The following is a 21,093-nucleotide window of genomic DNA, read 5'->3' as shown; positions in this document are numbered from 1 at the left end:
TCACCCTCCTTGCATCTATTCTATTTTACGAAATCCACCTTGATGTTCTACTACTTCCCTCAACTGTTTATACATATCTCGCGTCGTGGAATTCTTTGTTCTGACGGTGAACATCTCGGAACTACCGACAATAATCAGCAACTCTCGCGCTCGTGATAATGCCACATTCAATCGTCGATAGTCTTTGGCGAATCCAATATCTCCACTTTTTTCTCCATGATTTCTGACGAAGCTCAATATAATAATGTCCATTTCCATACCTTGAAATTTATCTACCGAACCGGTGCGACAATGCAATTGTTTCGGACGAATCTCTTGCTGAATAAGTCGGTCAATTCGCTTCACTTGTTCTCCATAAAAACTAATTACACCTACACTTTTCTTTTCATCAGGTTTCATCAAGCCATCTTTTTTAGCATTTTCCGTAGCCTGTTCAATATCGAGCAATGTTTCTTGAATGACAGTCAGTTCCGCTTCATTGAAACGACTTGTTCCGCCTTTGACTTGCGCTTCGAAAAATGACGGGGTATTAGGTGTGTCCAACCATAATAAATGATCTTTTCTTGTGATGTTCTTGCTTTCTAGAAGGTGATCCCGTAATTCATCTGAGTTGGGAAGTCCACATTGTAATTGATAGTTACCTTCTTTATAGAACGGTGCAATTGTAGCCATAATTTTTTCATGCATACGATACTGAATACTGAGCATCGTTTTATTTTGCTTTGGCAACGTTCGGAATAGGCGTTCAAATAATGATTCATTGAGCAATTTCTTCATTTCTCGTTGCACTTCTGGATCTTTTTGTTGATCCACTAGTTCGTCCATCGTTTCTTGCCCTACTAGCGGCGGCAACTGGTGATGGTCGCCTACCAGAATAATTTTCTTACCTTTTAACATCGGCAATAGTAATTCTGGCGGTGTTGCTTTTGATACTTCATCAATAATGACTACATCGAAGACCGGGTATTCATCCATAAACTTCTTGGAAGCCGATGCGACACATGTGGTACCAATTACATTTGCATGATCGATATAAAGCTTACGGATTTCATCTAGATCATAGTCATTGGCCTCTTGTAGCAACTCTTCCCACTGCGCTTGTAATTCTTGGAGGATAGGTAGCTGTTGTTGTTCTTTCGCTACTTCTGCTTGCTGCGGTTCGGTTTGCGCTAGCACTTTTTCTACTTTTTCAAGTTGGTCTTTTATATCCGGTTTTAATTGAACCGCAAGCTCTTCTATTTCCTGCTGTCGTTGATGTTGTTCATCTGTCAATTGCTGTGTTTTTCGCTCTACTACTATAACTTCTTCTATTTCTGCTTCTAACTTTTGTTTCGCCTGCGAACATTTTAGTTCTGATGTAGTGATAGTTGCAGTTAATTGTGTTACTTTTTTTATTTGTTGTCTGCATTCACCTATCATCGTCTCCAACTGATTAATTTCCTCTATTAATTGACTTTCTTCCCACTGCTTTTCAGGCAGCTCATTTTTTTGCAACCATTCTTTGATTCGCCCTTCTACTTCTGTTTGCTTGGAATGTAGTTCTTGGTTATGTTCGTCTTTTCGCTGTATCTCCAGTTGTGTTTTTTGAAGTTCATGCTGCAAAAAACGTAGAATTTCATGCTTCACCTCTGCAAAAACTTCCTTTACGGAGTGGACTTTCTGTTGCTGAAGTTCTATTCCTTTTGCCCGAACGATTTCTTCTTTACCGTAAAACAGTGACATACCTTGTGCAATCTTTTGTAGTACTTCTGTTTTGGCGGATGAAATTTCTTTGTTTTGCAGCACCTTTTTCGTCGTAGGATTGATTAAAAACTTACCTAAACGATCAATCATGTCATGCATTTCCTGAATGGTTTTGAAGTTTTCGGTTGACCGCTTATCAATAGTCTCTACTGGGTAACGATGCGTTTGTAAAAGAGACTGTGTTTTACTGATAGCCGTTTGAAAACGCTCATGAAGTTCTTTCCATTCTTGAAACTCATAGGAATACTCTCCACTTTCAATCGATTTAATGATTTTCTGTAAGTCGTTATTTCGTAGCGTAATATGAATAGGTAATTCAATATGATTTACAGATAGTATCGTTTGAATATCTTTCATTTTCGTTTGTGACAGCACTTCACTATAGGTTTCTTCTAGCATTTGTTTCCTACTAGGTAGTTCTTGTTTCTCTTCCTCACTTTTTTGTATAGCTTCAGTATTACTTTGTAATTCGGATTGCAATTTGATATATGTTTGTGCTTGTATTAGTAGCTGCTGTTGGTTCGACCACTTTTCTACTTGAGCTAATAATTCCACTTTACTTAGCTCTGAATGTAATTGGTCTCGCAATAGTTCTATTTCTTCTGTACGTTGCGCTAGATCACTTTCTATTTGCTCAACTATCTGTTGTTTTTGAGATAGCCGACGAATGGCTTGATCGAGCAGTGATTTTCGAGAGAAGTATTCAGATTTCAGCTTTTTCAACTTCTCTTGTACTATATTTTGTACTTTTAGTTGTTCGGTCAATGAAAGTTTTAATTCAGTGTTTTGTATGATCAGTTCTGATAATTGATCTGCTCGCTTTTGTAATTCTATATCTTTTGTTCGATAAACTGCACGTGTCGCCTGTACCGTTTCAATCGTTTCATTTCTCCAATGTAACGCAACATTTTCTTCCATGAAGCGTTTTCCCTCTTCTTCGATACTTTCTGATCGTCCATAGCGTAAAATACGTGTCGCTGGATCTGTCAGTAATCGCCCGAGTGCATTATCCACTGCGAGATTTGATTGGGAAGCGACAAGTGTCCGCAAGCCAGCTTTGACATTCTGATAGCAAATCTCGGAAATTACTGTCGTTTTTCCTGTGCCGGGTGGACCTTGGATCACAAATAGATCATGTGCTTTCATCGCACCCGAAACGGCTTCTTGCTGGAACTCATTTAAATTATTATGGAATTCCAGTTGTGGCTGCTTATTATTAATCTGCACGACAGGCCGTTCTTCAAATAAAACCCTCTCTAGATTCCCATTGGCGGCAAGTCCATCCTGCAAATCCTTGAAACCTTTACGTAACCGACGAATCTGACTCAATTCAGCAAAGTTCGTCAGCACTATACTTTTATTACGCGTAGGCAACCATTGTTCAGATCTAGCTTTCTTTTGAAACCGCTGATTCAATTCCACTACAATGATTTTTTGCCCCTTTTGCGTATCAACAATTTGTCCGATATCAGTAGATAGCTCGTTCATTTTCACACTAAATCCACGAAGTTGCTTCCAGTTTTTCGTTTGCAAATCATTACATTGAAGACGTAACTTTGTGAAATCACTAGTGAAACTAGCTTGGGTAAATGTACAATTGATATCTTCTACATCCGCATTTTTCTCTGCTATTTGCAGATATCCTTCCCAGCTTTCAATTCGCTTTTTTACGTATTCTGAGCGTTCTTCTGCAACGGGTAATTGGCGCAATTTCGTATAGAATTCGATTGGAATTGCTACTCCAGATCTATTTAATCGGAACTTAATTGCTGTATGTAGTCGACGATTCGTCTGAACTGGCTCTCTTGCACCTCTGACATGAAATCCGGTTGCTAGCAGACCATCCGGTTTCAGTACACATTCCATGACTGCCACACGTTGTTGTACTTCTTTGGCAAATCTTTTATTTGTTTTCGGATCAAAAAACAACGCATAGGATTGGTTCCCCATACGATTCTCAGGCTTCTTCTCAATATGTATATCAAAAGTAGACTCTGAAGAAACAAAAGCCTCCTCACTTAAAAACCACTGTTCTAAACCTTTTCTTGCATTTTTCGTTATTTCAAGACTGCAAGGTATCATTTCTATATTTTGTACTGGACTCATAATAGTAAATTCTCTTTCACATAGGGCTTTACTTCAGCAAGATCTTTCATCGTGCTTCTCCCTGTTAATCCCTTGTTCAAAGCTCTCACCTCAGTCCTCTATTATAGATCATAAGTACATTAACCGCGAGTTATAAAAAACTTTAAAAAGATTTTAAATTAATTTTAAAAAAGATGTTTAGGAATGGTTTACCTGGGTATACTATATATACAAGGCAAACTGAAGGAACTAGTTAGAGAAGTTAAGCTACTAGATCTGGAAGAGATGCACAGCCTTGGCGGAAAATTTTTCTTTACTGGCAATCGGTACACTCGGTTTGGGAATCTGTTTTTAAGGTTCCAACAGAAGGACAGGTTTACCAGGCAATACGAAAGAAGTTTTTTGTGTAAGTGCAAGTGAAATACCTGCTTCAAAGAAGTTAAGCAGTGTAAGATGCAACATGCATACGACGAGCGTACAATTTTTATTTCGTCAGTATGGAGTAATCGCAACATAAAATTTTCCGCATAGTAAGACAAGAACAGTCAGCAGTCGAGAGTTTTCGATTGCTGGCTGTTCTTGTTTCCGCCCCTTTACATTGATTTGTTTAGCATGAATGGAAACTGGGAAAACAACATAATAAGAAACGATAACGAGGAGGAGCACTTTATGAAAAAGAGAATGGCTTTAACAGCAATCGGTTTAGGTGCAGCCTATTTAATGCGCAACAAAGACGCACGCGACAAATTATCACGCCAATTTGACGAATTCAATGACACACCCATGCGTGGTGAACGTAAAAACCACAATCAAAAACCCGCACCGAATAAAGGATTATTAGGTCGATTTTTAGATTAACTTAACTAGACAGCAGAGGAGTGGATCGTCATGAGTAAAGAGAAAAAAGTATTTACAGAAAAAGACCGCCAAGATGCAAAAGGCGGCTATATGGACAATCCTGAAAATTTAAAGACTGATAAAGAAAGTATTTACGATATGCATGAAGACATGCAGACTGTAGATGCTATTCCATTGGAAGATGTGCGTATGGAAGAGGAAGAAGAAAGAAATCATCGCCAGACGAAAGACAATTCATCTAGCGAAGAGAAATACGATAATAAATAACTGTATTGTGTATGAGCAATACTTTAATTGTATAAAGAAAAATGGCGCCCTAATTAATTAGGCGCCATTTTTCATGTCATTTTCAATAAGGCTTCTGAACCGATCATACCTGCTGAAATACCATAGTGTTCAGCTTCAAGTGTTACGGATTCTAAAGGTGCAGCGAGCAGCTGTTCAATCGTTTTCACTCCTACCGCGCGTCCCGCAATAATTTTACGATCCGCCAAGACACTGTTTAGCAAACCTACATCTAGGGCACCACACATAATATACCCTTTGTCATTTGAAACTGTAAGTAGCGTAGTTTTAGGCAACTTCACTGTGACTGCTTGAAATGACTTTCCATCAATAGATATACTTTGGTGTTCAATCAAGACACCCACCCCTTTCTTTATCAGCATATGTAGAATCGTTCAAAATGTGAAAGTAAAAAAGACACCTCACGCACTAAGCACGTCTGGTGTCTTTACGTCTATAATAAATCGCACAAGCTGTATTTCCTCTTCAAAGCCATTTAGTTTTTCTGTAAAGAATTCACTTTTCAGATCAGCAATTTCAGGTCGCTCATTAATTAGTCTTTCATATACATCATGATGAATGAGTAAATCGCCACCGGTACTCTTGTCTTGAATGCGAGCAGCTTTATTAACAGTTCCTCCAAAGTAATCCAATAAATCATTTGCGTTTACTGCAATAACAGAGCCTGTATGGAAACCAACTTTGATTTGGACTGGCTGTGATAACTTTTCATTTAAATTGTTTATGCCCTGTTGTATGGCGAACGCTGCCTTAAACGAGTCGAATTCATTCGTAAATGCGCCCATTACTGAATCCCCTATAGTTTTGACGATCGTTCCTTTGTGTTCCCTTATACACTTCATCAAGTATTCAAAATGCTTTTGAACATCAGAGTAAGCTTTTGCATCTCCAACCCGTTCATATAGCTTAGTAGAGTCCTTTAAGTCGGTGAATAAAATAGACATATGTCCAACGCCAATTTGAAGACCTGGGGCCAATACTTCTGTTCCAAGTAAATCACGGAACAACTGAAGAGAAGTAGCTTCCCGTGCAGTTAGTGCATCATCATTCCAGTTACGTTTTTCGAAGACGACTACAATTTCTTTATCGGTTTCATTTTGAATTGTAAATTGCTTTGCATAGGAAACTGATTCTTGAATAAATCCTTCTGATGTATAGGTGATGTCCGCAGATTCAGACCTTTCATCTGTTATCTCTAAACTGTCATTATATTTCAGTACCCGACATCTAAGTTTTTCATCAAATTCCGGCCAATGGATTGTTTTATTGGTATGGGGAGAAATTCTGAATTGACCCAGCACATGAGGTGTCTTGATAGGACCATTAATACAATAAATTGTTTGATCAACTTTTCGAATAGCTGCATTCACATGGAATTTCATTTCGACATAGCGATCAAAGTCCAATTCATAATCGACACCACATAATTCACAGTGAACCGTGTTTGTCATTTGCTTTAACGCAGCAGCTTTTCCTTTGGGCACACGGCAATTCGGGCACATTAAACTCCAGTCATAATCCAACAGCCCTGCTGCATTTGCTAATAAAAATAGCTCAACTGATGAGAATCGGTCAAAATGATGAATTCTCGCCCAATGATATGGTTGCATTTCGGTCACCATTTCATCCGAACCATTGCGAATTGTTTTTTCCAATGCATCAACCATTTCTTTAGTAGAAAACGAGTCTCTTAATAATGAAATGGCGTGATCTAAGCGTGTCGATTCAAGATCAATCTTCATTTTCCCAAGTGGTTTTTCTTTCCCTTTGTATTTTTCAAACTCCATAGCGTACGTAATCATATTTCGCAGTTGCGGATAGACTATGGCTCGCAGTGCTATTGGACCGAGAATATTTTGACAAACGAAATCTCCATGTAAAATGATTTTCGTCTTCTCTTCAGGTAACGGCTCGAGTCGAATGCTCCAAAAAACGGTATCAAAGGGCCCTTTTATATATTTACGCACTACCGAGTAATGTGAATATCTAACCCATTCAAAAACGTATTCTTTCCATTTCAACGGTATCACATTAAAAACAGAGGCATCCGCATAACGAATGAGTTGTTGATCTTCTTCAATAAATTGATTGAAGTTAACTGGAAACATACCTGCATACTTATTTAACTCATTCGTGTTAGCTAACAACTCCCATACCACGCTAGGCGACAAATCCACTACTTGCTCATCACGAAAATGCATAGTTTTTCTCATAGTAACTCTTCACTTCCATCTACAAATTCATTACGGATGGCGATGAATTGATCTAAATTCTCTAAGAATATATCAACGAGCCGCCCATCAAATTGTTTATACCGTTCTTCTTTCATATATGCGATAATTTTTTCAAGTGGCCAGGCCTTTTTGTACACTCGATCACTTCCCAATGCATCAAATACATCTGCCACCGCAGTAATACGCCCATATATATGAATGGCTTCCGCTTGTTTACCAGCAGGATAGCCTTTGCCATCCCATCGTTCATGATGTTCATTCGCAATAATCGCAGCGATTTTCAGTAATTCACGTTTTGACTTTTTGAAAACATTATGACCAATTGTCGTATGCTGTTTCATCAATTCAAATTCTTGTTCAGTTAATTTCCCAGGTTTCAATAAGATACTGTCAGGAATTGCGACTTTCCCAATATCATGCATCGGCGAAGCGTATTTAAATTTTAATGCTTCCGTTTCCGAGATTCCTGAAAGACACGCCAATAAATATGAATATTTGGCCACTCTTTTTACATGAAAGCCTGTTTCCTGTGAACGACTTTCCCCTATTTCCCCCATGCGCACAATAATTTCTTTTTGCGTTTCGACTAATTCGTTTCGCAAAATGAAGGCTTCTAGTGATTTTCCTGTGAAATTCGAAGCAATCTTTAGTACTTCTAAGTCATTATGTGAAAAAATTTGTGATTCTGTTTGTTTATTGATGGCTTGAAACGCACCAATGATTTCTCCTTCTGCATTATGAAAAGGAATACAGAGAATAGAAGTCGTATGGTATCCTGTTTCTAAATCAACTGTACGATTAAACCGATGATCTGAGTATGCATCTTCAATTATGAGCGCCTCCCCAGTCTTCACACAATGGCCAACCAATCCACTATCGTCTGGGATACTAATTGTCTTAACGCCATGACCGCCGACAGTCCATAGTATTTTTTCGTTGGCTTCATGTAACCAAACAGAACAGCGATCTGCTGCTACAAGTTCTTTGCCTAAATCCGCTAGATTCATAACCATCTTTTTTATATCCGTTTCAACTGATATCTTTGTCATATATTCAAAAATGACCGCTAATAAGCGATCTGAATTTGATCCATTTATTTTATTATTCGTAAATGCATTGGATGAAGCCGGCAAATTTACTGCCCCCTTTAGAAAAATAATTGACTTATCTTTCCCCTATATATGTTAATATTATCATGATATAGACATAAAACATAGTTACTTTGTTTCATATTTAGTATTGGAGGGCCACCAAATGAATCTATTTACTTACTTACTACTTGGTCATCTAGTTGGAGATTATCTATTGCAGAACACGTGGATGGCCATGAATAAAGCGAATAAGTGGATTCCTTTATTAACGCATTGTGTACTTTACACACTTTCATTGGTGGCGGCCATGGTCGTTGGTGGGTTCTCATTAAGCTATTTAGCTATAGCCATGATCTTTGTCAGTCATGTTTTTTTGGACAAACGTATTTTTGTCTTATGGTGGGTCAGAACGATTATGGGGGTCCATAAACCAGAAGGAAACTGGCTGACGATTGTAGTCGATCAAGTTTTTCATTTACTAGTTATAGGTGCAATTATTCATTTTCTATATTAGGTAAATAGTAGTTTTTTACAAGTTCTCAAATTGAGATCTTGTTTTTTTGTCTAAAACAAGAACTTAAGCCTTATATTTATTTCAATATCTAGTTAATAACTCTTGTAATCTGTCTTGCTGCGCATTATTATAGAAAAATGTTACGAAGAAGATTCGTTTCAAACAATCATAAGGAGTGTGGTTAGATGGGAAGCATTACAAGAGAAGACGTTTATCGATTCGTGAAAGAGAAGAATGTAAATTTCATCCGTCTTCAGTTTACTGATATTTTTGGCATGATTAAGAATGTAGAGATTCCAATCAACCAGCTCGAAAAGGCATTAGACAATAAAATGATGTTTGACGGGTCTTCTATCGAAGGTTTTGTACGGATTGAAGAATCTGATATGTATTTAGTACCTGACTTAGATACATGGATGGTATTCCCATGGCCCTCTGGTACGGGGCGTGTAGCCCGCTTAATTTGCGATGTGTACTTAGCGAACGGAGAACCATTTTCTGGAGATCCTCGTGGGAATTTAAAGAGAATCGTAAATGAAATGAAAGAACTCGGCTTCACTGATTTCAACTTAGGACCTGAACCTGAATTTTTCCTTTTCAAATTGGATGCTAATAAACAACCAACGATGGAGCTTAATGATCATGGTGACTATTTTGATTTGGCACCCATGGACTTAGGTGAAAACTGCCGACGTGATATTGTATTAGAACTTGAGGAATTAGGATTTGAAGTGGAAGCTTCCCATCATGAAGCGGCGCCAGGACAACATGAAATTGATTTTAAATATGCAGATGTATTAACAGCTTGCGATAATATACAAACCTTTAAACTGGTTGTCAAAACGATAGCACGTAAACATGGTCTACACGCTACGTTCATGCCTAAGCCTTTATATGGTGTTAGCGGTTCTGGAATGCATTGTAATGTTTCCCTATTTAAAGATGGAGAAAATGTCTTTTTTGATGAAGGAGGCGAGCGCAAATTAAGTGAAACGGCTTATCAGTTCATGTCTGGTGTTCTAGATCATGTCCGCGGTTTTACTGCTATTACAAATCCGACTGTTAACTCTTATAAACGCTTAGTTCCTGGCTACGAAGCGCCTTGCTATGTTGCTTGGTCTGCACAAAATCGTAGCCCTTTAATCCGTATCCCTGCATCACGTGGAATGAGCACACGTGTGGAAGTCCGTTCTGTTGATTCGTCCGCTAACCCCTACTTAGCGTTAGCCGTTATTTTAAAAGCAGGACTCGATGGTATTAAGCGAAAACTTACTCCTCCAGCCCCTGTTGATCGCAACATTTATGAAATGAAGTCTGAAGAGCTTAAAGAACATGGCATCGACACATTGCCTACCGATCTCGATCATGCGCTCATCGCGTTATCTGAAGATCCGATTATTCAAGATGCACTGGGTTCCCATATCTACGCGAACTTTAGTGAGGCTAAGCATCAAGAATGGGAGAGCTATCGTATTACGGTACACCCTTGGGAACTCGAACGATATATGAAGATGTATTAAGTTAGTAGCACGATAATAGAATATGAACTAAAGTAAACGGCTGTATGTACAGCCGTTTTTTAATTGCATAAACTAGTTAAAATCAGTTCTATTGTTCATTCATCCTAATCGGTTTACTATAGAAAGAAAAGGTGGTTTCTATATGACAACAATTTGGTTTAATGCACTCTTTTACACTATGCAAAATGAAGGACATACAATAGATGCTTTACTAACGAAAGACGGAAAAATCATAGCAACTGGTTCCTATGATGAACTAAAAGGGCAAGCTGACGAACAAATAGATTTGAACGGTGCATTTGTATATCCGGGGTTTATCGATAACCATATGCACATTATTGGGCAAGGTGAGAAGTTGTTACGCCTTGATCTATCCGATACGATTTCTTCAGAAGAGATGATGGAGCGACTTTTGAATGCCTATAAAGGATTGCTAGAGGATGAATGGTTCATTGGAGAAGGTTGGGATGAAAATGTGTTTCCTGACAAGAAGATTTTTACTCGCTATGAGTTAGATGCTGTAACGAATTCACCTATGCTATTGAAACGTACTTGCTGGCATGCTGCTATTGTAAACTCCAAGGCGCTTGAACTAGCTGGTATCACCAAAGACACACCCGATCCTGATGATGGCGTTATTGAACGAGATGAAAATGGAGAGCCTACTGGATTGCTAAAGGAAGGCGCCATGCAACGAGTACTCCAGTTATTACCGAATCCTACAGTGGACTATGTAACAAAAGCATTGGAAACTTCTGTGGATCACTTACTATCTGTTGGTTTGACAGGTGTTGTAACGGATGACCTAGGATATTACGGACAGTATCAAACACCTTTAACAGCTTTTAATACCGTACTTGGTGGTGATCGTAAATTTCGCGCTCACTTACTGCGTCACTTTAGCGTGTTTGCAGAGTTAATGGAAGATCAAGCTTTCTATAATGCACCATGGATCGAACCGGGAGAGATGAAGTTCTTTATTGACGGCGCTTTTGGTGGCAGTACTGCGCTGTTGAGTGAACCATATGCCGATCAACCGGATAATGTCGGCACAGCCGTCCTAACCGACGAGGAGCTAGAGAACCACGTTAAAATGGCACGACATTACGGAGAAGCTGTTGCAATACATATGATTGGGGATCTGGCAGTTGAAAAAGCATTGGATGTCATTGAAAAGTATCCCGTACCTGTAGGTAAAAAAGATCGATTTATACATGTCATCTTGTTACGTGATGATTTAGTAGAGAGAATGCAAAAACTTCCGATCGTTTTGGATATACAGCCTGCTTTCGTTCCTTCCGACTTCCCGTGGATTGGAGATCGACTTGGCATGGATCGTCTAGAATGGGCATATGCTTGGAAAAAGCTTCTCGCCAAAGGGTTTATTTGTGGCGGAGGATCGGACGCACCTATTGAAGATCCCAATCCTTTACTAGGCATACACGCAGCCATCACAAGAAGATTGCCGATTGAACAGCACGAAGGGTATTTACCTGATGAAAAACTTACTCGTTTTGAAGCAGTACAATTATTTACTTCAGGCGCTGCAGCTACAATAGATAAGGCTGATTCCCGTGGGCTTCTTTCGATTGGATTTGATGCGGATTTCACTGTACTGAAAGAAGATATTTTCACCGTGGCAGTTGATCGTATTACTGAAGTGAAAGTAGCGAAAACTATAGTTGCGGGCGAAGTGATGTATTCAGCGAATATGTAATAACGGTTTAGTAAGTAATGAAAGGGGAAAACTTTCTAAAAAGGAGGTGTTATCTTGGAATTACTTAAAGTACAAGGGCAACTGGATTGGAAGAAACTTACGCGCAATGTGTTGATTCCCGTAGTGGGTGGCTCACTCATTGGATACTTTGCAAACCGCAATACACAGGAGCAGTATGCAGAGTTGGAGAAGCCTTCATTCTCTCCTCCTGGTGCCGCATTTCCGATTGCTTGGACCGCACTCTATACGATGATGGGGGTAGCGAATTACCGCATAGAAATGAAGCAACAAACGCAGATGAAGGATGTTGCCGAGCCATTATATGATATTCAATTGGGACTGAACTTCCTGTGGTCGTTCCTGTTCTTTAAATGGAATTTACGAGGCACAGCCTTGGTAGAGATGACGATTATGTTAGGTGCAATCGCCATGACGGCTTATGAATTCAATAAGATCGACCGTACAGCAGGCGCTTTGATGGTTCCTTATATTGGATGGGTCATGTTCGCATTGATGCTTAATTACTCTACTTGGAAATTAAATAAGTAAACAAAATGTCCTCGCCATTAGTGGCGGGGACATTTTTTATCGTTGATTATATTGATTTTGATTGTAGTTCATACGTTCAGCAGTCTTATACGCATCGTACATTCCCCAAATCCATACAATTGGATACGTAATGAAACCGATGCCTACAAACATAAGCAAACCGTTGATTCCTTGTAGGATAATAAGTAAAATCCCTTTTAGAATTTGTCCATTATAGATTTGACCAACGCCAGTCCAGAAAAAACTTAGCACGGCGGCAATACCTGGTTGCTTAAACATGTCATCTCCCCTTCCTGGCTATTACTTCTATCTTACATTATGCAGAAAGGGAATGACAAGGCGTTTGCTATCTATCTATTTTAGAATCGGTCTTTGTCCAACTGATCACCTTTAATATCTACGTCACCTTCTTTTTCAAAGTGTACTTCTTCACGTTTCACAGTGTCATGGATTGTTTCATTTTCTACAACTTCTCGCTTTTTGAGGATGATTTCTTCCGTAACAACTGGTTTCTTCGTCACTTCTACACGTTCCTCAGTAATCGGAATACGAATCGTTTCCTCATCTTCTCTAAATGCCGTTGCATCGTTACCGTATTGGCTTTCGTGACCTATTTCACCATCTACAACAGGTCTGCGTTCAATCGTTACTTCGTCATGTGAAACACTGACATCTATTGATCTAGGTTCTTCTACTACTTCTTTTTCAACACGAATCTCTCCACGCTTTGTTTCATGCTTATCTACTTGAAGACGTTCTTCATGCAAACGTAAACTCTCTTCTTCTGTGTTCTGGCCGGATAAAGCATGTTCATTCGTATGAATTGCAGGGTCTACTTCATGATTTTGATGATTAAGTGTCTGATCAGGAAGTGTCTGGCTTAATCTAAAAGCAGGATCTCCGCCGTTCAATTCTTGGTCTGTTACGCTTAAACCGTTCGCTCCAAGATTCACATCTGTACTTTTTCCATCTCTACCATAGAAGTCTGTGTTGTCCATGTAGTGACGGTTTGCTTCACCAGAATCTACATAAAGCAACATGCCGCCCTGTTCAATTTCCTGATAATACTTTACTGTATCTTCTGCACCGAACTCTAGGCTATCTACCATACGACGTACATGATCTTCTCCGGATACGAATCCCATGAAACGATCCCACCATGAATCGTCAGCTGATTTAATTTCTGCATCTGTACGACTTCTCACCATAGTTAACTGATCATCATTTTTTACAACTACATAAATATCGTCTTCAGGCCATCCTTCTCTTTTCAGTTCGTCCACGCGGTTCATCAATTCTGTTTCATTGAAATACATTCCAATATATCTATTCTTACCCATTTAAATCTCCTCCTAGTATTTTAGTTAATTATTGTAGAATTTGTTTCATCTTCTTCGTGTTGATACTTTTACCCCGGTTGTCAGAATTAAAAACATTTTCGTGATTTTTTTTTGCGATGTATAAATAATTGCTACTAAGGAATGCTTATAGAAAGGAGTGATTTCATGCTGGAATTAGATACGTCAATCGAAGGCAAACTAGCGTGTTTTGGGACTTTACGGGATAAAGTGGATCAGCACGGTTATCATTTTGGCGGTGGCTGGGATTATGACAAAGGTAGTTTTGATTCCATTCTTCATAGAGAAGGTGGCGAAACGATTTATTTACGTGTTCCGTTCGAAGCGCATGACGGTGAATTGGATGATTTTAATACTTCGATCAAGTTCAAAAAACCATATGTGATCAAACATGTGGTCAACTTAGGACTAGAACACGATGATAGTTCTTTACTAAGTGGTTCATTCAATCAGTTCCAAAAGCCATTGGATAAAGATGCAGAAATCCGTGATAAGAGCCGCTGGGAAACCGCTGGCGAACTCGCCATTGAAGAAATATTACAGTATTTGGAGTGAAAAATGAGGATCTTCTTGCCAACATTGGCTGAAGATCCTCATTTCTTATTTTGTTATATTTTGTACTTTTTGATCCATTTCATCTGAACTTAGCACTTTTTTCGGGAATTTTTCAAAGAGTGGTTGGAGTTCACTCATTAACTCTTCTAGTTCCGCGCCTGTATAGAAAAGCGATTCGAAATACTTTGTTTCCCCTTCTGTTTCTGCAATTATTCGGAGTTGTTGCAGAGGTTCTCTGCCTGCTAGATCCTCGTCTGACATGATGTCTTCTTCTCCGACATAGTCTGTTTGATTGATCCATGATGTTCCTGTTCGGCTAGCCCCGTCAGCAAATGACAAGAGTTCTTCTACGTCTGCTGTTTGTTTTTTCATAGAAACCCCTCACTTTACTCGTTTCCTTTAGTGTTCCCTGTTGATCACTCTTAAAACACTCGTGCTGGAGACGAAATAGGATAAAAACAGTGGTTTTTGGGTGGGGATATAGTGCAAAGATGTGCTCCTAACGCTACGCTTTTACTCGCAAACTCACTATTAAGAAGCATTTTTTCTAGAACTAAACTATATAAAAAAGCCCCTGCAATCGTGAGTTCACGACTACAGAGACAGTTTGTTTTTACATATCTTTATGCGTAAATGGGCACTTCCCTGTTAGTGGCACGCAATCGTCGCCGATGAAGGACTGTTTCCATTCATTATGCGTTGGATCTCCGAAGTGGCTAATGTCCGGATGCTTCGGAAGATCATCCCATACCTCGACACGCTCACGAACCTTTTCACGCGAGTTGATTCCACCCTTTTCCGTGCCTGTTAGACCTTTAAAAATCTTACGTGGCTGAAAACCGATGACCATTGCATTTCCTAGATCACGCGTCTTCCTTTGTTTATAAGCAGGCGCATTGCCAAAAGCAAAAATCGGCTCGCCTTGGAAATGGAAGTCCCATAGGTAGTGATCAGGGTCACGTGGTGCTTCAGCTGGCCATTCTTTCGGATCTTCTTTATGAACATACTGCAAAATATCCCAAAACTGCTGACGGTATTCTTCTATTGAACCTTCTTCTTCAAAAGGTTCAACAAAGACAAATAATCCATGACGTTTATGCTTAGGATTTTCGAATAGCTTTAAAAAAGCTGACAACGCTTGAGGTAAGTTTGACCAGTCCTTTTGAGAAACATAGGCATAGCGCAACTCGCCTTTATTTTCACCAGCCATTCCAAAATAGCATGGAAACGTTTTGTCCGTCACAATAGCATGGAACGTCTGATATTCTCTAAGTAGCCATTCTGGTAAATCATTACGTTCTGTAAAGTCTTCCTTTGTTAATAACGCGTTTGATGTTTGGATCAATGTTTTATATCCCCCTCTGACTAACTATGCTGTATATCCGTTACCCTAACCTCAACAGAATGAAACATATGGAAGAAGTGGTTCTCACCTACCATTTACACTCCTCGAGAGCAACTTATACAAGATACGGAATACGATGGGGTCCTAGAACACATTACGATTTTATACAAAGAGAACACCTCATCGATTTCATTCGACAAGGCGTTCTCTCATTGTATAGGTTTTGGATTTTCCTGTAATTCATCGATCGTTTGCATAACCAACGTGACTGCTTGGCTCAAAGCACTTCCTCCGCCAAGTGCAGCTGCTACTCCGACCGATTCCAGCACTTCTGAAACTGTACAACCTGCATCCATACAAGCTTTTGTATGGAAAATAATGCAGTATTCACTATGAGCGTACACACTAACTGCAAGTGCAATGAGCTGCTTATATTTTTGACTGATATCTCCTTCTTCAAAACTTACTTCCGTAAATGCATGGAATGATTTCATTAACTTCGGCAATTGTTCGCTCATTGCGCCCATACCGGTTTTGTAATCTGCCAGTACGGCATCTGTAAATGTATAGTCTTCCATATAGATCGCCTCCCGTTATAGCAACAGTATGTCCGATTCTTTGTTTGCTATGCAGCGATTACGGAAATGATATAAGCAATTACAATTCAAGGAGGTGCATCATGAAAATTGTCATTACAGGAGATACACATATTCCTGGTAGAGGAAAAGTTCTGCCTTCACGGTTACTTAAAGAATGTGCTACGGCTGATTTGATCGTACATACAGGTGATTGGAAATCCATCGAAGTAGTGCAGATGCTTTCTGAATTCGCAGAGGTAAAAGGAGTTTCAGGAAATGTAGATGAAGAGGATATTACAGAACAGTTTCCATTGCAACAAGTGATTCAAGTAGGACACGTTAAAATCGGCTTGGTACATGGTCATGGAGAAAAAAAGACTACAGAAAAACGTGCAATTGAAACATTTGAAGGAGTGCCACTAGACGTCATCGTCTTCGGGCACTCCCACATTCCGATGCTTCGTTACATGAATAAAACCTTGCTGCTAAATCCTGGTTCTCCGACAGATAAGCGGAAACTCCCACATTATTCATTCGCTATCTTACATATCGAGGAGGAGATTCGTGCAGAGTTAATTTTCTTTGATGATAAAACATAAACTACAAAGTGATTAGAACGTCCAGCCGCGTTTATATTGAACAGGTGATTCGATTTCGACACCAAGTTCTTTAGCCGCTGTATATGCCCAATAAGGATCACGTAATAATTCGCGAGCAAGCAATACAATATCCGCACGATCATTTTGGAGTATTTCTTCTGCTTGTAGCGCCGAGGTTATCAATCCTACTGCACCTGTTGCAATATTCGCTTGCTGACGAATTATATCCGCATGAGGCACTTGATAACCTGGGAATGGATGAATTGCTGCAGGTACTACACCGCCTGTGCTCACATCAACCAAATCGACACCTTGCTCTTTCATCCAGCGAGCCATTTCTGCATATTGTGAGGCGTCCATGCCACCCTCTTGATAATCTTCGGCTGAGATTCTGACAAATAAAGGACCTTCCCAAACGGATCGTATTGCCTCAATCACTTGCCCTAGTAAACGGTAACGATTTTCTGCTGATCCACCATACTCATCTTCACGATGATTACATAATGGTGTCAAGAATTCATTAAGTAAATACCCATGAGCGCCGTGGATTTCAATGACATCAAAACCAGCTTCCTTGGAACGGATTGCGCCTTGTTTGAATGCTTCAATCGTTTCTTCAATATCCGTAATTGTCATTTCTGCCGGCGTCTTATATTCTTCATTGAATGCGATGGGACTTGGAGCATAAATCGTTCCTTCCACTGTCGCTTTTCTTCCCGCATGTGCCAGTTGGATACCCGTACGAGACCCGTGTTGCTTCATCAAACGCACGATTTCTGTTAAGCCTTCGACGTGTTCGTCCGACCAGATTCCCAAATCTTCACTCGAAATTCTGCCTTGCGCTTGAACAGCTGTTGCTTCTATGATAATGAGGCCGACTTGACCGACTGCACGTGTTGCATAGTGAGTTTTATGCCAATCTTCCACTTTTCCATCTTGATTATGTGAAGAGTACATACACATTGGTGCCATTGCAATCCGATTTTTAAATTCTACGTTACGTATAGTATAAGGGCTAAATAATTTTGTCATGAAAATTCCTCCTTGAATAGTAGCTAGTGAAAGTATAGCAAAACTATAGTGGTTTTTAAGGAATCAGGATTTCACTAAGATGATTCATCATTATTCTTGGTTACTAAAAAAACTGAAGACAACTCCACTTTTAGAGTTGTCTTCAGTATGATGCGAAACTTAATGTACTTTGTGCTTTATTATTTATTGACCATTTTCATAAATTCTCTCATTAATCCTGGAAGATCAGGCCAAGCATGACCTGACACGAGATTTCCTTCTGTATGAAGATCTTTTTCGATATATGTTGCGCCTGTTGCAGTAACATCGGGTTTACATGCAATATACGCCGTGTATTCTCTACCCTTCATAAGGTCTGGAATAATGGATAATACTTGAGCCGCATGACAAACAGCCGCCACCGGTTTATCTTCTTCAAAGAAATGACGGACAATTGCTGGTAACGATTCATCCAGACGAATGTATTCTGGCGCTCGTCCACCTGGAATAATGAGTGCATCATAGTCTGCAGGATTGACATCTTTGAATGCAATATGCGAATCCAAGCCATAAGCAGGTTTTTCTACATACGTTTCCATTCCGTCGATGAAGTCATGTGTAACAGTATATAACTTTTTTACAGACGGTGAAGCTATAGTCGTGTCAAATCCTTCTTCCAAACAGCGATAGTACGGATAGAAAATTTCTAGCGCTTCTACAGCATCTCCGCCTAGAATTAATACTTTTTTACTCATGTGCAGATCCTCTCCCTATTCTGAATTGTGTTACTCCTTTACTTCTTTCGACAGTTTACGAATGAATCCTCTTTCTTTTAATGAAATTGGCTCCCTTACGTATAGTTATCTCGAATCGCAACATATTATGGCGAGGAGGGATTTCTATGGACAAAGATATACGTCACCTGTTTCACAAAGGAACCATCAACGAAGAAATGGGAATGGAGTTTGAAGACATTGCGGAAGCAGCTTCAAAAGCTAGGGAAAATTCGAGTGGTAAAGAATATCGAGACGCATTGAAAGAAGTGTATCGTGAAACAGAAGATAAAAGAAATAAGTAATGAAAAAACCAGACAGCTTATACTGTCTGGTTTTTCATATCTTATTGTATGTGATCCTTTTTCTTCTGCGTATCATATATTGCTCAATAATTATGGCGAGAATCGTTCCTGTAATCAATCCGTTAGATAACGTAGAAGCTACAACGGCAGGAAGTTCAGACAAGCTTTCTGCGGGTACGAACATAGTACCCACACCCACCATCAATCCAAATGCTACAGCTTGACGCGCGCGTTCCTTTTCTGGATCGGCATCCAGTTCATTGAATGCCATCGATACCATCTTCGTAAAAATCGCGAAGGTTACAGCGTATGCAACGGGAGCAGGTAATGCCGCAAATATAGCCATGATGCTGGGAAACAGTGTAATCAACACCAATAACGAACTACCGATAATGAATGGTTTAATAGATGGCATTCGTGTCGTGCCAACGAACCCTGCAGATCCTGAGATGGGTACGGAACCAATAGCGGAAAAAGCGCCTGCAATTAGATGTATAAATCCTGAAGCAAATGCTCCTTGGCGCAAGCGATCTGGCGGATGGATATGAAAAGATTCCTTCAGTAAATGCTCCATGACTCGAATAGACGCAAGCATATTCGCTACCAGTAATAATGTAATGAATACTGCCGTAACGAGTACTCCACTGTCCCAGACAGGTTTCCCGTAAACAAACATTTTCGGCAGCTGGATCAGTTGATCAGACACCCGCGCTACCGCTGGCGTTTTCCCTAGTGCTAGGAAGATTCCCCAACCAAGTGCAATCGAAATCAATACAGCGTATTTAGATATCGACGGACGTTTATTAGCCATCGTAATGAATGTAATCAACAAGACAATAAAACTTCCCAGCAAAATGATGGGGTCGAGATGATCTCCTACTTCTTCTATGCCCATCATGCCTTTAATGAATGTTCCACTTAATTGTAAGATCAGCAACATTAAATAAGTAAACGTAATAGCTGGCGTAAAAAGTACTTTCATTTTTGTAATGATTCCAGTAGCCGCTAGGATAATGAATAGCACACCACTGTATAACATACCGCTTTGTAAGGCTTGCAAGACGTCTGTTGATGTTGTATAAAAGATGCCAATCATTCCAGCATAGACTACATAGATGCCCCACCATAATCCCGCGGGTCCTTCGTTTATGGGCATGCGGTGTCCGAAGAATGCTTGAATCAGACAGGCGATACCGAGTACGAATATGGTTCGTTGCATGAACAGCGAAGTGGCGATTGGGTCCATGCCGAAGACGTGTGCGATGGCGATGGGTGCTGCGATGGATGAGGCGATGAGAAAGACGGTCCATTGTATGCCGCCTGCTAGATGTTTCATTGGACAATTCCTCCGATAAGTGTTGCGTTGTTTAGAATCTTTATAGTATATCATGGGAGGTTGTTGTTTTCGAACCTACGGATAATTTGTTTGAACAAGTAAGTAGGATACGACGTTGGATTTTGGTTTTGCCACTCTTGCTTTTCCTTGTTGTTGCAGAGGTAGTGGGTTGACTAGCAGAGTAAGTGGGGCGGTCATTGGACCCACTTCGGCGGTGGTGGATGGCTTCCGCAATGAGCCAGACAGGAAGTGCGCCTGGCTGTCTCATTACTACGCCTACCACGTGCAGCCGCCTGCGTTAGATTATGTGTAGGGCGGTTCAGATACTTGTTTTTATGAGATAAGTGATTAGTTCGGGAATACATTTGTTTCTAGAATTAGTGCGTAATATGGCGGCATTGGGTTGTTGTTTTACGAGTTCTTTTCTCTTCCTTGTTTTGTGCATAGGTAGCGGTTTGACTGGCAAAGTAAGTGGGGCGGTCATTGGACCCACTTCGGCGGTGGTGGATGGCTTCCGCAATGAGCCAGACAGGAAGTGCGCCTGGCTGTCTCATTGCTACGCCTACCACTGGCAGCCGCCTACGTTAGATAGTGTGTAAAGCAGTTCTGATTCTTC

At 40.0% G+C, this 21,093-nt stretch carries 23 protein-coding genes; 9 read left to right on the top strand and 14 right to left on the bottom strand.

Annotated features, from left to right (window positions below; all coding sequences use genetic code 11):
* Nucleotides 1-15 precede the first annotated feature (15 nt).
* A complete protein-coding gene (locus Q7P97_RS11985) occupies nucleotides 16-3,849 on the bottom strand; it encodes a DEAD/DEAH box helicase (protein ID WP_303969399.1) in 3,834 nt (1,277 codons plus the stop codon).
* Between the two features lie 648 nt (nucleotides 3,850-4,497).
* On the opposite strand from Q7P97_RS11985, the gene Q7P97_RS11980 reads away from it, so the two are divergent.
* Both Q7P97_RS11980 and Q7P97_RS11975 read left to right on the top strand, forming a co-directional pair.
* The gene (locus tag Q7P97_RS11980; RefSeq protein WP_303969510.1) at nucleotides 4,498-4,686 is read left to right on the top strand and encodes a hypothetical protein; all 189 of its coding nucleotides are present in this window, start codon (nucleotides 4,498-4,500) and stop codon (nucleotides 4,684-4,686) included.
* Nucleotides 4,687-4,716: 30 nt separating this feature from the next.
* Nucleotides 4,717-4,953 (top strand): YczO family protein, encoded by a 237-nt coding sequence (locus Q7P97_RS11975; protein WP_303969398.1) that lies wholly within the window; start codon nucleotides 4,717-4,719, stop codon nucleotides 4,951-4,953.
* 71 nt (nucleotides 4,954-5,024) lie between these two features.
* Here the strand turns inward: Q7P97_RS11975 and Q7P97_RS11970 are convergent, their stop codons facing one another.
* The 3 genes from Q7P97_RS11970 to Q7P97_RS11960 are packed head-to-tail and all read right to left on the bottom strand — an operon-like array spanning nucleotide 5,025 to nucleotide 8,359.
* On the bottom strand, nucleotides 5,025-5,354 hold the full coding sequence (locus Q7P97_RS11970; protein WP_483315737.1) for a YunC family protein: 330 nt from the start codon (nucleotides 5,352-5,354) through the stop codon (nucleotides 5,025-5,027).
* A gap of 39 nt (nucleotides 5,355-5,393) precedes the next feature.
* Nucleotides 5,394-7,205, bottom strand: coding sequence for an adenylate/guanylate cyclase domain-containing protein (locus tag Q7P97_RS11965; RefSeq protein WP_303969396.1), 1,812 nt, complete (start codon nucleotides 7,203-7,205; stop codon nucleotides 5,394-5,396).
* Nucleotides 7,202-8,359: an HD domain-containing phosphohydrolase gene (locus Q7P97_RS11960; protein WP_303969395.1), complete on the bottom strand. Its 1,158-nt coding sequence runs from the start codon at nucleotides 8,357-8,359 to the stop codon at nucleotides 7,202-7,204. Before Q7P97_RS11960 ends, Q7P97_RS11965 begins: the two co-directional genes overlap by 4 nt.
* Before the next feature lie 121 nt (nucleotides 8,360-8,480).
* On the opposite strand from Q7P97_RS11960, the gene Q7P97_RS11955 reads away from it, so the two are divergent.
* The 4 genes from Q7P97_RS11955 (at nucleotide 8,481) to Q7P97_RS11940 (ending at nucleotide 12,617) form a co-directional block, all read left to right on the top strand.
* Nucleotides 8,481-8,831 carry a DUF3307 domain-containing protein gene (locus Q7P97_RS11955; RefSeq protein WP_303969394.1) on the top strand — a complete coding sequence of 117 codons (351 nt, stop codon included), beginning with the start codon at nucleotides 8,481-8,483 and terminating at the stop codon, nucleotides 8,829-8,831.
* 185 nt (nucleotides 8,832-9,016) lie between these two features.
* A complete protein-coding gene (gene glnA, locus Q7P97_RS11950) occupies nucleotides 9,017-10,351 on the top strand; it encodes a type I glutamate--ammonia ligase (protein WP_303969393.1) in 1,335 nt (444 codons plus the stop codon).
* 142 nt (nucleotides 10,352-10,493) lie between these two features.
* Nucleotides 10,494-12,068: an amidohydrolase gene (locus tag Q7P97_RS11945; protein WP_303969392.1), complete on the top strand. Its 1,575-nt coding sequence runs from the start codon at nucleotides 10,494-10,496 to the stop codon at nucleotides 12,066-12,068.
* A 54-nt stretch (nucleotides 12,069-12,122) separates the two neighbouring features.
* Nucleotides 12,123-12,617, top strand: a complete 495-nt coding sequence (locus Q7P97_RS11940; RefSeq protein ID WP_303969391.1) for a TspO/MBR family protein — start codon at nucleotides 12,123-12,125, stop codon at nucleotides 12,615-12,617.
* 36 nt (nucleotides 12,618-12,653) lie between these two features.
* Here Q7P97_RS11940 and Q7P97_RS11935 read toward each other — a convergent pair whose 3' ends face one another.
* Nucleotides 12,654-12,896, bottom strand: coding sequence for a hypothetical protein (locus Q7P97_RS11935; RefSeq protein ID WP_303969390.1), 243 nt, complete (start codon nucleotides 12,894-12,896; stop codon nucleotides 12,654-12,656).
* Nucleotides 12,897-12,976: 80 nt separating this feature from the next.
* Nucleotides 12,977-13,957 (bottom strand): YsnF/AvaK domain-containing protein, encoded by a 981-nt coding sequence (locus tag Q7P97_RS11930; protein ID WP_303969389.1) that lies wholly within the window; start codon nucleotides 13,955-13,957, stop codon nucleotides 12,977-12,979.
* A gap of 165 nt (nucleotides 13,958-14,122) precedes the next feature.
* Between Q7P97_RS11930 and Q7P97_RS11925 the strand changes: the two genes are divergently transcribed.
* Nucleotides 14,123-14,530, top strand: coding sequence for a YugN family protein (locus tag Q7P97_RS11925; protein ID WP_303969388.1), 408 nt, complete (start codon nucleotides 14,123-14,125; stop codon nucleotides 14,528-14,530).
* A gap of 45 nt (nucleotides 14,531-14,575) precedes the next feature.
* Here the strand turns inward: Q7P97_RS11925 and Q7P97_RS11920 are convergent, their stop codons facing one another.
* The 3 genes from Q7P97_RS11920 to Q7P97_RS11910 all read right to left on the bottom strand — a co-directional run bounded on the left by Q7P97_RS11920 (nucleotide 14,576) and on the right by Q7P97_RS11910 (nucleotide 16,453).
* Nucleotides 14,576-14,902 carry a hypothetical protein gene (locus Q7P97_RS11920; protein ID WP_303969387.1) on the bottom strand — a complete coding sequence of 109 codons (327 nt, stop codon included), beginning with the start codon at nucleotides 14,900-14,902 and terminating at the stop codon, nucleotides 14,576-14,578.
* A gap of 241 nt (nucleotides 14,903-15,143) precedes the next feature.
* Nucleotides 15,144-15,875 carry a YqcI/YcgG family protein gene (locus Q7P97_RS11915; RefSeq protein ID WP_303969386.1) on the bottom strand — a complete coding sequence of 244 codons (732 nt, stop codon included), beginning with the start codon at nucleotides 15,873-15,875 and terminating at the stop codon, nucleotides 15,144-15,146.
* A 209-nt stretch (nucleotides 15,876-16,084) separates the two neighbouring features.
* A complete protein-coding gene (locus Q7P97_RS11910) occupies nucleotides 16,085-16,453 on the bottom strand; it encodes a carboxymuconolactone decarboxylase family protein (RefSeq protein WP_085427121.1) in 369 nt (122 codons plus the stop codon).
* Nucleotides 16,454-16,554: 101 nt separating this feature from the next.
* On the opposite strand from Q7P97_RS11910, the gene Q7P97_RS11905 reads away from it, so the two are divergent.
* On the top strand, nucleotides 16,555-17,052 hold the full coding sequence (locus tag Q7P97_RS11905) for a metallophosphoesterase family protein (RefSeq protein ID WP_303969385.1): 498 nt from the start codon (nucleotides 16,555-16,557) through the stop codon (nucleotides 17,050-17,052).
* A 12-nt stretch (nucleotides 17,053-17,064) separates the two neighbouring features.
* Here the strand turns inward: Q7P97_RS11905 and namA are convergent, their stop codons facing one another.
* Together namA and Q7P97_RS11895 are read right to left on the bottom strand one after the other, a co-directional pair.
* Complete coding sequence (namA, locus tag Q7P97_RS11900; protein ID WP_303969384.1) at nucleotides 17,065-18,084, bottom strand: NADPH dehydrogenase NamA; 1,020 nt, start codon at nucleotides 18,082-18,084, stop codon at nucleotides 17,065-17,067.
* A gap of 179 nt (nucleotides 18,085-18,263) precedes the next feature.
* Nucleotides 18,264-18,818, bottom strand: coding sequence for a DJ-1/PfpI family protein (locus Q7P97_RS11895; RefSeq protein WP_085427124.1), 555 nt, complete (start codon nucleotides 18,816-18,818; stop codon nucleotides 18,264-18,266).
* 146 nt (nucleotides 18,819-18,964) lie between these two features.
* Here Q7P97_RS11895 and Q7P97_RS11890 point away from each other — a divergent pair, with 146 nt between their 5' ends.
* Entirely contained in the window at nucleotides 18,965-19,141 is a 177-nt protein-coding gene (locus tag Q7P97_RS11890; protein WP_303969383.1) for a hypothetical protein, read from the top strand.
* 34 nt (nucleotides 19,142-19,175) lie between these two features.
* Here Q7P97_RS11890 and Q7P97_RS11885 read toward each other — a convergent pair whose 3' ends face one another.
* The 3 genes from Q7P97_RS11885 to Q7P97_RS11875 form a co-directional block, all read right to left on the bottom strand.
* Nucleotides 19,176-20,477: a purine/pyrimidine permease gene (locus Q7P97_RS11885; RefSeq protein WP_303969382.1), complete on the bottom strand. Its 1,302-nt coding sequence runs from the start codon at nucleotides 20,475-20,477 to the stop codon at nucleotides 19,176-19,178.
* A 40-nt stretch (nucleotides 20,478-20,517) separates the two neighbouring features.
* The gene (locus Q7P97_RS11880; protein WP_303969381.1) at nucleotides 20,518-20,760 is read right to left on the bottom strand and encodes a hypothetical protein; all 243 of its coding nucleotides are present in this window, start codon (nucleotides 20,758-20,760) and stop codon (nucleotides 20,518-20,520) included.
* A 94-nt stretch (nucleotides 20,761-20,854) separates the two neighbouring features.
* On the bottom strand, nucleotides 20,855-21,046 hold the full coding sequence (locus Q7P97_RS11875) for a hypothetical protein (protein ID WP_303969380.1): 192 nt from the start codon (nucleotides 21,044-21,046) through the stop codon (nucleotides 20,855-20,857).
* Nucleotides 21,047-21,093: the final 47 nt, after the last annotated feature.

The organism is Sporosarcina ureae (assembly GCF_029267015.1).
Taxonomy (GTDB): domain Bacteria; phylum Bacillota; class Bacilli; order Bacillales_A; family Planococcaceae; genus Sporosarcina; species Sporosarcina ureae_D.
This window is presented reverse-complemented; position numbering and strand designations above follow the sequence as displayed.

Bases quoted from the DNA above. Each gene is read 5' to 3' on its own strand.
- Q7P97_RS11985 (WP_303969399.1), bottom strand. From the start codon at position 3,849: ATGAGTCCAGTACAAAATATAGAAATGATACCTTGCAGTCTTGAAATA.
- Q7P97_RS11980 (WP_303969510.1), top strand. From the start codon at position 4,498: ATGAAAAAGAGAATGGCTTTAACAGCAATCGGTTTAGGTGCAGCCTAT.
- Q7P97_RS11975 (WP_303969398.1), top strand. From the start codon at position 4,717: ATGAGTAAAGAGAAAAAAGTATTTACAGAAAAAGACCGCCAAGATGCA.
- Q7P97_RS11970 (WP_483315737.1), bottom strand. From the start codon at position 5,354: ATGCTGATAAAGAAAGGGGTGGGTGTCTTGATTGAACACCAAAGTATA.
- Q7P97_RS11965 (WP_303969396.1), bottom strand. From the start codon at position 7,205: ATGAGAAAAACTATGCATTTTCGTGATGAGCAAGTAGTGGATTTGTCG.
- Q7P97_RS11955 (WP_303969394.1), top strand. From the start codon at position 8,481: ATGAATCTATTTACTTACTTACTACTTGGTCATCTAGTTGGAGATTAT.
- glnA (WP_303969393.1), top strand. From the start codon at position 9,017: ATGGGAAGCATTACAAGAGAAGACGTTTATCGATTCGTGAAAGAGAAG.
- Q7P97_RS11945 (WP_303969392.1), top strand. From the start codon at position 10,494: ATGACAACAATTTGGTTTAATGCACTCTTTTACACTATGCAAAATGAA.
- Q7P97_RS11935 (WP_303969390.1), bottom strand. From the start codon at position 12,896: ATGTTTAAGCAACCAGGTATTGCCGCCGTGCTAAGTTTTTTCTGGACT.
- Q7P97_RS11930 (WP_303969389.1), bottom strand. From the start codon at position 13,957: ATGGGTAAGAATAGATATATTGGAATGTATTTCAATGAAACAGAATTG.
- Q7P97_RS11925 (WP_303969388.1), top strand. From the start codon at position 14,123: ATGCTGGAATTAGATACGTCAATCGAAGGCAAACTAGCGTGTTTTGGG.
- Q7P97_RS11920 (WP_303969387.1), bottom strand. From the start codon at position 14,902: ATGAAAAAACAAACAGCAGACGTAGAAGAACTCTTGTCATTTGCTGAC.
- Q7P97_RS11910 (WP_085427121.1), bottom strand. From the start codon at position 16,453: ATGGAAGACTATACATTTACAGATGCCGTACTGGCAGATTACAAAACC.
- Q7P97_RS11905 (WP_303969385.1), top strand. From the start codon at position 16,555: ATGAAAATTGTCATTACAGGAGATACACATATTCCTGGTAGAGGAAAA.
- namA (WP_303969384.1), bottom strand. From the start codon at position 18,084: ATGACAAAATTATTTAGCCCTTATACTATACGTAACGTAGAATTTAAA.
- Q7P97_RS11895 (WP_085427124.1), bottom strand. From the start codon at position 18,818: ATGAGTAAAAAAGTATTAATTCTAGGCGGAGATGCTGTAGAAGCGCTA.
- Q7P97_RS11890 (WP_303969383.1), top strand. From the start codon at position 18,965: ATGGACAAAGATATACGTCACCTGTTTCACAAAGGAACCATCAACGAA.
- Q7P97_RS11885 (WP_303969382.1), bottom strand. From the start codon at position 20,477: ATGAAACATCTAGCAGGCGGCATACAATGGACCGTCTTTCTCATCGCC.